Below are 13,150 nucleotides of genomic sequence, written 5' to 3' on the forward strand. Positions count from 1 at the left end.
TATTATTTTATAGGGTAACCTAAGTAAGTACTATTTCTTTTTTGAGTGATATTCCACCATAGGGCCTTAAACAGCCACTTTGTAAATTCGGGGTGACCAATTTTTATATATTTAATAATATTACGCGGTGTAACCAGCAATATAAAATAAATATAAAAGAACCACCGCTGTACAAATGAAGCGTTCCGGCGGATGAAGAGGATGCGGTTGCGGGTCATAAAAAACTCCTTCAAAGCACTCACCCGGCCTACCGATACTGATTCTTTATGATAAATAAGCACATTGGTAACCAACCAAATGGTGTAACCTGCTTTTTTGATACGTGCGCACCAATCCAGCTCTTCAAAATACAGGAAAAAGAAATCGGCCATGAGGCCTGCCTTTTCAATACACTCGCGCTTTATCATCATAGCAGCGCCGTGTGCAAAGCCTGTAGGGCCGGTAAGATTATCGTATTGGCCTTTATCTACCTCAAACTGCCCTATCGAGCTGTTGCGGGCGGTGTAATAATTCATTTCCGTAAAACCCATGTACTGCAAGGTATTCGGCTGATCAAAATAGCGGATCTTGGGCGATACCATGCCTACTTTGGGATGCGCATCCAATACATCAACCAAGCCCTGGATAAGATTGGGCGTAAATTCGGTATCATTATTTACCAGGAACAGGTAATCGCCGGTAGCTACCTCAATACCAATATTATTGCCGCCGGCAAAACCTAAGTTTTTGTCTGATCGTATAAACTTAATATCGGGGTATTTGGTTGTCCATTCCGGTACGCTGTTTACGGCGCTGCCGTTGTCAACAACAATTATTTCGAGGTTGGTATAGGTGTTAGTTGCAGCTATGGATGCCAAAAGCTCCTCGGTAACCAAACTTTGATTGAAATTTACAGTTATTATGGATACTCGCTTCATTAAAATATATCAATGCTCATTTATACGGCTGCGCTAATGTTTTGTTGAAATTATTAATTAAAATTGACCAACTAAATAATATTTACAAACAATACCTCCCCATGCCCAACACTGATGATAAGGAATTAGCCATAAACAAAAAGCTTGATGAGCTTATTGAACTGCTGGCCGAAACCAATATCGATAGTGAAAAAGCCAAAGGCTTGCAGGCGAAGGTAAACAAGGCCATCGAAAAATCGAGCACCAGCAATGTGGGTATTGAGGCCTTTGCCAACCTGGATGTGGACAACACCTCCCGCGCCGATCTGCTCGACGAGTTTAGCATCCTGCTGTCATCGCACCAGATTGACAGCAACGTAAGCAAAAGCTATATCCGTACCGAAAAAAGCGCTAACTGGGTATTAATGGCGATCAGTATTGTATTGATCACGCTGGGTTTTGCCATGATAGTGATGCCCGCACCACCATCGTTTGAAATATTTACCGTTTTCTATTTTACCCAGAACGATGGCGTTACCGTAATGGACCTAGTATCGTTACTGGTGGTATTGTGCGGGGTATACTTGCTGATAAAATCGTTCCATAAATTCCCGATCAATAAAAGAACAAATGACTGAGGCCACACGGAACAAGATTTTATTGATTGACGATAACAGTTTGTTTTTGAACATACTGGTGCAGGCTTTTGCCAAAACAGGCATAATATGTATTACAGCGGGTTCGGCGAAAGAAGCCATCAACCTGCTGCAAACCAACCGGCCTGATATCATCCTGTCCGACTATGAAATGCCCGGCATGAACGGCATTGAGCTGCGTAAGTACCTCATGCAGAACAAGATATTAAAGGATATTCCCTTTGTATTTTTAACCTCGTTGACTGATAAAGACCTGCTTCTGCAAGGCCTCGACCTTGAAGCTATCGACTATATAATTAAGGATACGCCCGTAAATGTTATTATAAGCAAGCTTAGCAATATTTTGCTGGCTGTAAACAAACAGCGAGAGCTATCAACCGCCGAAGTAACCAACGCGGCAAAATCGCTCAACGTAAAATCTATCCCGGCTAAAACACCTGTGGTAAATGGCTTCGGTATTGATTTTTGGCACCGGCCTTATCATGATATTCCGGGTGGTGATTTTATTGATTTTATACCGGTGAACGAGCGCTATACCTTCATAGCCCTTGGCGATGTGATGGGCAAAAAGTGGATGGCCTGGTATTTTACATTTGGCTTTTTGAGTTATATACGATCGGCAGTAAGGTTTGCTACTTTTAATGCCGATTACTCCACCGCGAGTATTTTGAGCAAAGTGAACCATATTATTTGTCTGGATGATATTTTACAGGATATCCTGTCCAGCCTTTCGCTATTGCTGATAGATACCGAAAAACAGGTGATCACCTACTCTGGCGCGGGCGATTTACCGCTGCTGCATTACGATGCCAAAACCGCCGAATTACGCCAGGTGCAATCATCGGGTTTGCTGCTTGGCCTGTTTGCCGAAGGTGAATACACTGAACAGGAAATTAAGTTAGCCCCCAACGACCAATTATTTATTTTTACTGACGGAATGATTGATTTTGCCGGTAACAAAGGCAAAAAAAGCGATTATAACCTCTTTGCCAGCACCATTACTAACCAGCTCAATACCAACGTTAATTTTGAACAGATGAAGGCCACGCTGTTTGATACGCTTGCCGATGCACAGGTTGACGATTGCAGTATTATTAATATTTATAAAAACTGAAATGATAAACACAATTAAAGAACAAAATGGCTACCTTATTGTTGATTTGAACATAAGCGAAGCCAGCTTAAACAATTCTGATCCATTTAAACGCGAACTGATTGCCCTGTTGGATGAAAAACAGAAAAAAGTGGTGATTGACATGAGCAAGGTAGAATACATGGACAGCTCTTTTTTGGGTGCCCTGGTATCTTCTTTAAAACATGCCATCGCGCTAAAATCAGATATTGTTTTAATAGGCTTAAGGAAAGATATTTCAGATCTTTTCGCGCTGATACGTTTAGATAAAGTTTTTAAGATTTACAAAGATTTTAACGAAGTGCCTACCACCTGAACCATCTGCCTATGCAATACTTATACAGTTATAAGGATTTTGTTTTTTTGAATGCAAGGCCCGCGCTAACCTCATCGTTAAGGCAGGCGCTTGATCATATAAAAAGCATATTGCCGGGCTACCCCGATCTGGAAGAAATTCAATTCAAAGCCAAATCAATCATTACCGAACTGCTTACCAACGGCTTTAAACATGCCGGTACCGAAACCGTGCACATTATTGTAAGCGTTGAGGATGATACACTCATTATTAAACGTACCGAATACGGCAATCCTTTCCCGCTGCCGTGGTTAAACGAACCGCTTAATACCAAAAAATGCATCAGCTACGATGTAATGCACTTTTTATACGCCGTTAACGAGCCGGGCAACCGTGTACGTTTTTTGGTAGAAGACAGTGCCGAGGATGAGCCGGATATTAATGACATTACCGAACATTTCGGTCTGCTCATCATCACCAAATGTGCCGACGAATTTATTTACCACTTTGACGAAGCCACTAAAGAGAACCACTTTATTGTAAAGGTGAATCTATAAATAGTCACCTGCTTCAATTACGCCGGGTGCTTATCTATATGATCCATCACGGCGCTATCCTTCATTTCATCAAACTTACGGGCAAATAGTTTCCCGCTGGCTTCTAATGCCGCGGCATCTTCCATTGTCAGGGTTTTAGGGCTCACTCCCCCACCCGACCAATCAATGTATCGCAGATCATCGGCTACCATGCGGGCTTTGTAGTCGGCGTTATTGTATAGTATGGTTTGAAATATGAATTCATCGGGAGCCCAGGTAAGTTTCATAAAACGGCGCAGGGCGGGGTGCTTGTCCCAGTAATCTAAAATAAAAGCTACGCACTCGCCCGATATGGTGAACCATTGCGAACGGCCAACCAATACCAATCCATTAGGTAACTTGCGTTGCGGCATCAGTTTATTAATGGCCTTTTGCACCATAAACTTCCCCGGAAACTGGTAATTATTAAGGTGATACTCCTGCACACGCGGCAAGGCTTCCATCCAATGGGTTTCGGCTACCAGCGCGTTCATGTAGGCCTTGCCGGGGTTATCTGCCAAAAACTGATGTATCAGGGCAGCAGGTTTTAGCGGATAATCTTGCCCGCTGAGCAAATTTACATAACCATATTGCCTGCCCGAACGTATAATTTGCTGAAAGCCGTTAATGGTTGCTTGCACAATATTGAATGATCCCCAGTATACTTTCACCCTGTCTTTTATAAAAAAAACGTTAGGCAATTTGGCCAGGTGCTCAAAGGGCTGCATCTCCGTTTTGGCATCGAGGTGAATATACACATCGGCATCAGGGTGCGCCAGGCGACTGATGAGCCTTTTTAACTGGCCGGGCTGGTTATGTGCAAGTATGAGGTGGGCAATGTTCATATTATTATAGATAGCGCTTTTAAACGGATTTACTGTTTACTTTGGGTTTAAATATTACTTTTACCCGGGGCAATTTTAATTATAAAATCATCAATGAAAGAAAGGTTTGAGGTATTAGATATTTTTAGGGGACTATTTTCGAGCCTCGTGGTTTTCTTCCACATGAGCGCTTTTTCGGCCACCCCAATTATCAATAACAACTTTGTTTACAACGCCGATCTTTTTGTCGATTTCTTTTTTGTGCTTAGCGGCTTTGTAATTGCTTACAGCTACCAGTTCATTAGTACGGGCGAACAATTAGGTAAGTTTTACAAAAAGCGTTTCTTCAGGCTGTATCCGCTGCATTTTATCGTATTGATATTATTTGTAGTGGTTGAACTGTTAAAACATTCGGCATCGGGTTACGTGCATGTAAACAAACTCGATAATGCCAGCAACAACGTAACCACCTTTTTTACCAGCCTATTCTTATTAAACTCGGTACAATTACCCGGCGTGCACGATGTAAGCTGGAACATAGCCAGCTGGTCTATCAGTGCCGAGATGATCGCTTACCTGGTGTTCGGTTTATCGGTAACCTTTATCAACCGCAATAAACTAACCGCCAACCGTAACTACGTTTATGGCCTTGTTGTACTGGTAGCTTTTGCTTTACTGTTTTACTTTACAGGTGGGTTTGAACTTACCTATACATTCAACTTTGGCTTTTTGCGTGGCATTGCAGGCTTTTTTGCCGGGGTGCTTTGTTTTAATACTTACAACAGTAGTAAGGTGTGGTTAAAAGCGCTATCGAACTCATTATTCAGCTTTTTAGAGATAGCCGCGCTGGCCGTTACCTTTGTATTTGTGGGGTATGGCCATTACTTTAAGCAGTACGGTTTTATCTACGAGATCTTGTTCTTCTTCACCATACTCATCTTCGCATTAGAAAAAGGCTGGCTATCGTCGGTACTGAAAAAATCGAAACTACTGCATGAAACCGGCAAACTCTCGTACTCTATTTACATGATCCACACGCTTGTTTTAAGCTTGTTCAACGTAGTGTTCATCAGGGTGCTAAAACTACCGCCATCAGCTTACAGCTATTTATTCGTTGTCAATTACCTTATCATCTTCTTCCTTTCGCGGTGGACGTTCAAGCACATCGAAATGCGCTTCAACCTATCTAACAAACGCGAGGGCAAAAGAACCTGGTGGCTTTGGTAATTCAATCATTGCTTAGATTATTCTTAAACTAATCCCCATTATCAATTAGCATCGCCTATCTGAGAATCGTGATTGACCCTGATAATAATTCAGATTTATTACCTGTATTAATTACATAATAATATGTACTGGCCGGAAGCGGAGTGCCTTTATATGTTCCATCCCATAATTCGGAATATCCATTTGAATAAAATACCCGGCTACCCCAGCGATTAAAAACACTAACAACAATACGCTTGCTGAGATCGAGCCCTGTAATAGTCCAATAATCATTTATACCATCGCCGTTAGGCGTAAATACGTTAGGCACAGTAACGGCCAAAGGAGCCGGATTAACTGTTAACACGCCCGGCAAATAACTAATTGTATAATTTGCTGCCACTGCCCCACTGGCTGTAATACTATACTGCCCTACTGCAGATGTTTTAGTAGCATCTGTGGTTACAGTGGGCCTGGTTGTTAGCTGGTTAGGGCTTTCATTATTCACAAAACCGAGGTATGTTACAGTTAAAATTGGATTATCGGAGTTAACAACCTTGGTTTTATTATCAGCTGTTATCATCAGAGGCGCAGGGCTCACCGTGCTTAATGGCATAAACCGGTTCAAATTGTTTAAGCCCGAACTACTTAATACAATATTACCCGAATAACTGCCAACCGGCGTTATTTTTGCCAACCTGAAGTAAACGCGAATTGCGGCAATATTGCCGCTGTTGCCAATGGTTACTGAAGCAAAAAACCTGACATTATCTAAACTCACCTCAAAACCGGCAGGGGGTGTAACTAAAATACCTGCGGGGAGATTTGTGCCCGACACTTCAATAGCAGTTGTTGACGATGGAGAACCGTAAATAGTAGCTACCGAAGCCAAGGCTCCCGAAACGTTTATACCTATTGGAGGAGAAACTGTAATACTTCCGGCGGTATAAGTAATTGAATAGTTTCCGGCATTAAATGAACCTCCTGTTGGTAACGATGGTATTATGGAAGCCTGATAAATACCCGGAGGATCTATGGCCGCTGAGCCATTGCCATATGTAAGGGTTACACCACCAATAGTTTCCTGATTTTGAATACCGGTTAAATTAAACTCATTTGAATTGCTGGTATTTGACAATGTTGCACCGTATGTTTTTGTAATATTATTGGCAACAATATTTAAAGGCGCAGGCAAAACATTAATATTACCCCGCACATAATTGATGGAATAATTACTGCCCAAAAATCCATTTCCACCGGTGTTCAACATTATCGATATGGTATTATACGAACCAACCGGGTCAGTTCCGGCAGCACCTGTACCGTAAGTTAAATTTACTGAAGTAATGGTATTACCGTTTTTTAAGCTCCCGCCTGTAATAGTAAAACTCGTACCACTGCTTGTGTTATTCAGCGTGCTGCCATACGTTTTATTTTTATTATCGGCAGTTAAGGTTATATCTGCAGGTGTAACCAAAGAATTAGAAACAGGTATATTCAAATTTGCAGCCCCGTTGCTGCTTAATATAATATTACCCGAATAATTACCCGCATTACTTGTTGATGCCAGCCTCAGATATACAGCAAAATTAGTAACCGAGCCTGTTACAGCAGGGATAGTAATTGTATTGGCAAAATTAATATTATCGGCGCTTAGCTCAAACCCTAATGGCGGTGTTAATAAAATACTTTCGATTAAATTTGTTGCCGAAACTTTAAAACCGGTTGCAGCAGACGGTGTTCCATAAGTGGTGTTCATGAATAATGATCCTGCTGATGCTGTAATAATTGGCAGCGGGTTTACGGTGATAGTAAAGCTCACAGGTACTCCATCACAGCCCTTTCCTCCTGCAGCATTTGTTAACGGAGTAACCGTAACAATAGCCACTTTAGCGGCAGGTGTGTTATTTGAAACCAAGAAAGATGGAAAATTACCCGTGCCATTTAAGGGCAAACCAATGTCATCTCCCGTAACGCTCCAGCTATAACTATCTGCAGTACCCGAAAAAATCACATTGCTGGTTCTATTCCCGCTAAGCACCAGTTGATTATTTACATTGGTTACCGTTGGCAACTGTTGTATTGTGCCCGTAACATCAACCTCATAATTTTGCGCGCCTGCCGAGGTCAGCGTTATTTTACCTTTTAAAGAACCGGCAGGGGCTGATGCGGCTGATCTGACATATACAATAGTGTTATTAACCACTCCTGCCACTGGCGTTAGCGAAATGTTATTACCGTAGCCACTCGTAGCATTCAACGATATTTCAAATCCGGAGGGGGCTGTTGCCATGATGTCGGCAGATAAATTATTGCCGGAAATTGTAAGTTGGCCAATATCCGGACTAACAGAAGCACTACCTGCACAAGCAACAATATTGCCGGTTACGGCTGTGGCTTTAATTTTAGGCGTTGGATTTACTGTAATTGTAAATGTAATTGGCGAGCCATCGCAATTTGTGCCTTTACTAATAAAGTTACCTATAGAATAGGGATTGCTACCAACAGGCACAATTGTAGCCGTGGTAAAATCTGAATTAGTAATACTTATCGTATTATTAAGGCTACTAACCCAGTAAATATCCTTCCCGTCAGCAGTAATTGAGATGCCACTCCCGCGCGAATAACCGGCTTCTGAGCTGCTTATATTAGTCCCCACGTATATTATGGAATAATATCCATCTAATGTGGCTACATATACCTTAGTACCATCCGGGCTTGGTGCCATACCTATTCCCTGACTTAAACTTATGGTACTGGTAGTATTGTTTGCTACTGTATTTATAGCAGTTACGTTGTAAGCGCTGGAAACATATACCAGACTTCCATCCGGAATAACTGATATTCCTGTTGGGTTAAAACCTACAGCTACAGTAGTAGCAACTGTATTTGTTGATGCCTTTATTATTGAAACATTACTTGAGTCGAAATTGGCAACGTAAATATTTTCACCGTCGGCACTTATAGTGATACCGTATGGCGCTTTGCCAACACCAACGTTTTTAACAATAACATTTGTAAGCGTATTAATAACTGAAACTGTATTATCCATTGAATTTGCCACATATAAACGCGCACCATCGGGGCTTACCACAACTCCTTGTGGAGCCCGGCCAACGTTGATTGTATTTATTACAGTATTTGTTGCTGTACTAATAACAGATACGGTATTTGAGCCTTTGTTGGTTACATATACCAATCCGCCATCAATACTGGCAGATACGCCAAAAGGATTATTACCTACCGGGATGGTAGTTACTACCGTTTTTGTTTTAGTGCTGATTACCGTTACCGAATTTGAGCCGTAATTGGCTACGTAAGCATAACCGGATGCTAATGGTTTAACTGTTATTCTAGCTGTTATTGGTGAGCTTGTATTATTTATGGCTGTAAATGAGGGGATGTTTCCGGTACCGCTTGCTGCCAGGCCTATGCCTGGTGTATTATTAACCCAACTGTAAGCATTGCCGGTGCCTGTAAAATTAATATCTGTTGTGGCTTCACCATTTACAACCACCTGGTTATTTACCGCGTTTACCTTTGGCAGTTGGTTTACAATACCCGATACTGAAACTTGCTGATCCGGCACTCCGGTTGATGTGAGTACAACCTTGCCTGCCAATGTACCTACAGCCGCCGAAGATGACGAACGAACATATATATCCTTATTATTTACTATACCGGCGGTATGGATAAGCGTAAGTATAGTGCTGTAGCCGGTATTTGCAGCAAACGATATCTCAAAACCGGCAGGAGCTGTAGCCGTAATATTATTAGTTAAATTAGCCCCTGAAACGCTGAAGTGCTGGATATTGGGACTAACGGATGCAGTACCGGCACAAGCAGAAATACTCCCTGTTATTACACCGGCAATTATTTGTGGTGCAGGGTTTACATTGATTGCATCACCTTTATTAACGGTCAGGCTTTGTGCCCTCGCGTTAAAAAATGAAAAGAACACAGCTATCGAAAAACAAAGACAAAGTAAAAATCGGTTCATATATGCCGGGCTTATGCTCTTATTTTTTCAATAGTTTGTGAAAGGTGTACGGTTATCCGGCTCTTTAGGCTCAAATATATCTATTCTGCAAAAAACACGCAATACTATTGTTTACATAGCCGCTGTTATAGAAATTAACAACTGCTATCATTATTCAATAAAATAAGTTAGCCCTAAGCCGGGTTCTTCTTCCGCATTTTATCGCGCATTTGCGCAATGTACATTTTGGCTTCGCTGATGCCGAGTGTAAACACACTCGGGAAACTGAAATAATGGTAACGCTTTAGCGCGTTGTAACCTATGGTTACTCCTATAAAGGTTGGCACTATGGTGGCCAATGCTATGCCGTAAATGTTGTGGAATACCAGTACACCAACAATATCAAATATGATATTGCCCGCAAGCATTACCAGCACCTTGTAAAAGTTGATATTCGGTTTGTGAATAACATCCAGCGTAAGCGCGAAAAACCTATCCGCAGGGAACAATAAAGCGAAGGTCATCAACAGGCGGAATACGTTTGCGGCTTCGGTACCTACATATTTACCGCCGCCCATCAGGTAAATGGGCACATCGGCCAGTATTACGGCTACAACAGCTGCCGGGGTGAGTATTACGGTTAACAAGCCGATATACTTCTTCATGATATAGATCACCTCGCTGCGGCTGTTTTGATTATAGGCCGCGGCCAATGAAGGCATCCCTGTTGCCGCGAAACTGCGAAGTGGAATCTCTACCAATTGCATTAAACTTTGCCCCAAGTTATAAATAGCCAAAGCACTTGGCCCAAGCATGGCATTAATAATAGTGGTGTCAGAATAGCGGAACATATTTGAACTCAGGGTAGTACCCACACTCATTTTACCAAAATGGAAGATCTCGCTGATGGTAGCTTTAGCACGAAATTTGAAAGCGCCGAACCTCGTCCAGCCCTTAAATATGGTATACAAGCTGGTAACCGTGTGCGATAATAGAAAAGCGTACACCACCGTAACAAGGCTCGCTTTGCCCATAATGATAAGCGTAAGCACGAAGATGATATAGCTGCCCTGATTTACCAGCCTAACGTACAAAAGCCTGTCGAACCGCTGATCGCCCTGCAATACGCAGGTGGCCACAAACCACGGCAGCGATAATATATAGGTGAGGCCGAAATATTTAAAGAACATCACGTAGCCAACATCTGCCACAAAACCAAGGAAGAATAACATCGGCAGGTTCAGCAATATCAGCGTGAGCGTAATACCCAAGGCGATAAACCAGGTAGAACCAATAATTTCGGTAGCGCGTTCTTTTGAAGTACCCGAATAAAATTTGATGAAAGCGGTAGTTAAAAATCCCGACCGAAAAGTATCAACAAACAATATCGTTCCCTGGAATAAGCCCCATATACCCATTTCTTTAAGCGTAAGCGCACGGTACATAATAGCCAGTGTAAGCATGCCCAATCCCGACATAATGATATTGCCCGAGAGGGATAAAAAATGCTTATTCTTGATCAGGGCCAGTATTTTTGATAGCATAAGGGTGTATAACTTTTGATCGGTGTATTGGTAAAACAGTAGCTAATTAAATATAAATTATCGGATATTAGCCTAAATAAATAACAATGCAGGCTTTTAGTTAAAAAACACAGCATTTGTAAATCTTATACGGCATGTTTACCGTAAAAGATTGCTGCAAGTAAACTAAAACAATCTTTATACAAAAAAATCAATGAGCCAGGATCTGCACTTTGACAATGTTACTTTACTGGTTACCCATTACAATCGCAGCCGGTCGTTAGAGCGATTACTGACCACTTTTAGCGAGCAGGGTTTCGTATTTGGCGACATCGTAGTATCTGACGATGGCAGCAAGCCCGAGCACCTGGAACGGCTTATAGAACTGGAGAAGGAACTGAACTACAGGCTTATTACCACTCTAAAAAACAAAGGACTCGGCAACAACATCAATAAAGGACAGGATGCGGTGCAAACACCATATACGCTATACGTTCAGGAAGATTTTGAACCCAAACCCGCCTTTGCCACACACTTTAAAGACGCGCTGGCATTTTTTGAAGCCGATAAAACTTTAGACATAGCGCGTTTTTACGCTTATTTTAAATACCCTTATACCAAAACTTACGGCAAAGGCTTTTCGGAAATGAAATTTTCGGCATCGCCATTGCAAAATAACCACCTTAAGTTTTATGTATACAGTGATCACCCGCATTTAAGGCGCAGCACTTTCCCCCAAAAATTCGGGCGCTATCCGGAAGGCATCAAGGGCGATATTACCGAGTACCGCATGGCCTTATCCTTTATTCAAAATAAAGGCAGGGGCTTGTTCTTTGATAATTTCAACGACCTGTTCTATCAAAAAAACTCATCGGACGAGCCAAGCACAATGGGCCGGGCATCATGGCGCGAAAGCAAAAACGTGTTTGCCTTAGCCGCCCGTGCGGTATACCTCCAGTTTAAATTACTAAGGTGGACGTACGACGCCCTGTTTAAAAAACTCTAAAAAATCCATCATCAGCAGGCTACCACCCTGCCCAATAGCTTAATTATGTTTAGTACCATTACTTTGCTTGTAACTCATTATAACCGCAGCCAATCATTACAAAGGCTGTTACAGGCATTTGCTAATCAAAATATCAACTTTGGCGATATCGTAGTCTCCGACGATGGCAGCAAGCCCGAACACGTGGATAAGCTGAAGGATCTATCAACCACCTATAATTTCAGGCTGATCACCACGCCCAAAAACGGCGGACTGGGCAATAATATCAACAAAGGGCAGGATGCGGTTACCACGCCTTATACACTATATGTTCAGGAAGATTTTGATCCGTTTCCGGGATATGCCGAGCATTTGCAGGATGCCCTGGATATTATGGACGAGCGTGTCGATATTGACCTGGTTCGCTTTTACGCTTACTTCAGGTATCCTTATTTGAAACCGTTCCGTAAGGGTTTTTCGGAGATGATGTTTAAGATATGGTATGCCGGGTACCGCAAGTTCCATGTATACAGCGATCACCCTCACTTGCGCCGCACCAGCTTTTTCCAAAAGTTTGGTCGTTATGCTGAAGGTTTAAAAGGCGACCGTACCGAGTTTTTAATGGCGATTTCCTTTTTAAAGCACAAAGGTAAGGCGATGTTCTACGAGGATTACAAAGGCCTCTTCGACCAGGTAAACTCGGCCGACGAACCAACCACCATGACCCGCAGCGATTTCAGGCAAACATCAAATCCTGTAGTATCTTTCGTACGGATGATCTATCGTAACGTAAAGCATAATTACGATTTGTTTACTTTTAAATCGCATAAGAAATAAGGAGGTACAAAAAAGTTGTCATTGCTGTAAAGGTCAAGTAATTCGGTAACAGAATTAGCTTTATGTTATAAAGCTAAACGTTATGCGAAACATTAACAATGATCTTACATTAAAGCGGAATTATCTTAGCAAATATCGATTCCTGATCAGTGAGTATGAGCAGGTAAAGCGGGGCGAGCATGCCGTCTTTAGATTCGCTAAGGATTTTTATTCTGCACATGATACTGATGCAAGGGCTTTCC

The 13,150-nt window shown here is 42.1% G+C and carries 11 protein-coding genes; 7 read left to right on the plus strand and 4 right to left on the minus strand.

Annotation, left to right across the window (positions count from 1 at the left end):
• Positions 1 to 2: 2 nt before the first annotated feature.
• Entirely contained in the window at positions 3 to 917 is a 915-nt protein-coding gene (locus ABD894_RS06500; protein WP_345210181.1) for a glycosyltransferase family 2 protein, read from the minus strand.
• A gap of 101 nt (positions 918 to 1,018) precedes the next feature.
• Here ABD894_RS06500 and ABD894_RS06505 point away from each other — a divergent pair, with 101 nt between their 5' ends.
• From ABD894_RS06505 to ABD894_RS06520, 4 genes are read left to right on the plus strand one after another with little or no spacing between them, the layout of a single operon-like run.
• A complete protein-coding gene (locus ABD894_RS06505) occupies positions 1,019 to 1,534 on the plus strand; it encodes a hypothetical protein (RefSeq protein ID WP_345210182.1) in 516 nt (171 codons plus the stop codon).
• A complete protein-coding gene (locus ABD894_RS06510) occupies positions 1,527 to 2,666 on the plus strand; it encodes a SpoIIE family protein phosphatase (protein WP_345210183.1) in 1,140 nt (379 codons plus the stop codon). The genes ABD894_RS06505 and ABD894_RS06510 overlap by 8 nt, the downstream gene beginning before the upstream one ends.
• 1 nt (position 2,667) lies before the next feature.
• Positions 2,668 to 3,000: an STAS domain-containing protein gene (locus tag ABD894_RS06515; RefSeq protein WP_345210184.1), complete on the plus strand. Its 333-nt coding sequence runs from the start codon at positions 2,668 to 2,670 to the stop codon at positions 2,998 to 3,000.
• An 11-nt stretch (positions 3,001 to 3,011) separates the two neighbouring features.
• A complete protein-coding gene (locus tag ABD894_RS06520) occupies positions 3,012 to 3,536 on the plus strand; it encodes an ATP-binding protein (RefSeq protein ID WP_345210185.1) in 525 nt (174 codons plus the stop codon).
• Positions 3,537 to 3,553: 17 nt separating this feature from the next.
• Here the strand turns inward: ABD894_RS06520 and ABD894_RS06525 are convergent, their stop codons facing one another.
• A complete protein-coding gene (locus ABD894_RS06525) occupies positions 3,554 to 4,399 on the minus strand; it encodes a beta-1,6-N-acetylglucosaminyltransferase (protein ID WP_345210186.1) in 846 nt (281 codons plus the stop codon).
• Between the two features lie 93 nt (positions 4,400 to 4,492).
• Between ABD894_RS06525 and ABD894_RS06530 the strand changes: the two genes are divergently transcribed.
• Entirely contained in the window at positions 4,493 to 5,605 is a 1,113-nt protein-coding gene (locus tag ABD894_RS06530; RefSeq protein WP_345210187.1) for an acyltransferase family protein, read from the plus strand.
• Positions 5,606 to 5,660: 55 nt separating this feature from the next.
• On the opposite strand, the gene ABD894_RS06535 is transcribed toward ABD894_RS06530, so the two are convergent.
• Both ABD894_RS06535 and ABD894_RS06540 read right to left on the minus strand, forming a co-directional pair.
• On the minus strand, positions 5,661 to 9,584 hold the full coding sequence (locus tag ABD894_RS06535; protein ID WP_345210188.1) for an MBG domain-containing protein: 3,924 nt from the start codon (positions 9,582 to 9,584) through the stop codon (positions 5,661 to 5,663).
• 173 nt (positions 9,585 to 9,757) lie between these two features.
• Complete coding sequence (locus ABD894_RS06540; protein ID WP_345210189.1) at positions 9,758 to 11,107, minus strand: oligosaccharide flippase family protein; 1,350 nt, start codon at positions 11,105 to 11,107, stop codon at positions 9,758 to 9,760.
• Positions 11,108 to 11,300: 193 nt separating this feature from the next.
• Here ABD894_RS06540 and ABD894_RS06545 point away from each other — a divergent pair, with 193 nt between their 5' ends.
• Complete coding sequence (locus tag ABD894_RS06545; protein WP_345210190.1) at positions 11,301 to 12,092, plus strand: glycosyltransferase; 792 nt, start codon at positions 11,301 to 11,303, stop codon at positions 12,090 to 12,092.
• Positions 12,093 to 12,137: 45 nt separating this feature from the next.
• On the plus strand, positions 12,138 to 12,908 hold the full coding sequence (locus tag ABD894_RS06550; protein ID WP_345210191.1) for a glycosyltransferase family 2 protein: 771 nt from the start codon (positions 12,138 to 12,140) through the stop codon (positions 12,906 to 12,908).
• Positions 12,909 to 13,150 lie beyond the last annotated feature (242 nt).

This window comes from Mucilaginibacter gynuensis, from assembly GCF_039541195.1.
Lineage (GTDB): Bacteria > Bacteroidota > Bacteroidia > Sphingobacteriales > Sphingobacteriaceae > Mucilaginibacter > Mucilaginibacter gynuensis.

Excerpts from the sequence above, each read along its gene's own strand:
- ABD894_RS06500 (WP_345210181.1), bottom strand. The coding sequence starts at position 917 with ATGAAGCGAGTATCCATAATAACTGTAAATTTCAATCAAAGTTTGGTT.
- ABD894_RS06505 (WP_345210182.1), top strand. The coding sequence starts at position 1,019 with ATGCCCAACACTGATGATAAGGAATTAGCCATAAACAAAAAGCTTGAT.
- ABD894_RS06510 (WP_345210183.1), top strand. The coding sequence starts at position 1,527 with ATGACTGAGGCCACACGGAACAAGATTTTATTGATTGACGATAACAGT.
- ABD894_RS06515 (WP_345210184.1), top strand. The coding sequence starts at position 2,668 with ATGATAAACACAATTAAAGAACAAAATGGCTACCTTATTGTTGATTTG.
- ABD894_RS06520 (WP_345210185.1), top strand. The coding sequence starts at position 3,012 with ATGCAATACTTATACAGTTATAAGGATTTTGTTTTTTTGAATGCAAGG.
- ABD894_RS06525 (WP_345210186.1), bottom strand. The coding sequence starts at position 4,399 with ATGAACATTGCCCACCTCATACTTGCACATAACCAGCCCGGCCAGTTA.
- ABD894_RS06530 (WP_345210187.1), top strand. The coding sequence starts at position 4,493 with ATGAAAGAAAGGTTTGAGGTATTAGATATTTTTAGGGGACTATTTTCG.
- ABD894_RS06535 (WP_345210188.1), bottom strand. The coding sequence starts at position 9,584 with ATGAACCGATTTTTACTTTGTCTTTGTTTTTCGATAGCTGTGTTCTTT.
- ABD894_RS06540 (WP_345210189.1), bottom strand. The coding sequence starts at position 11,107 with ATGCTATCAAAAATACTGGCCCTGATCAAGAATAAGCATTTTTTATCC.
- ABD894_RS06545 (WP_345210190.1), top strand. The coding sequence starts at position 11,301 with ATGAGCCAGGATCTGCACTTTGACAATGTTACTTTACTGGTTACCCAT.
- ABD894_RS06550 (WP_345210191.1), top strand. The coding sequence starts at position 12,138 with ATGTTTAGTACCATTACTTTGCTTGTAACTCATTATAACCGCAGCCAA.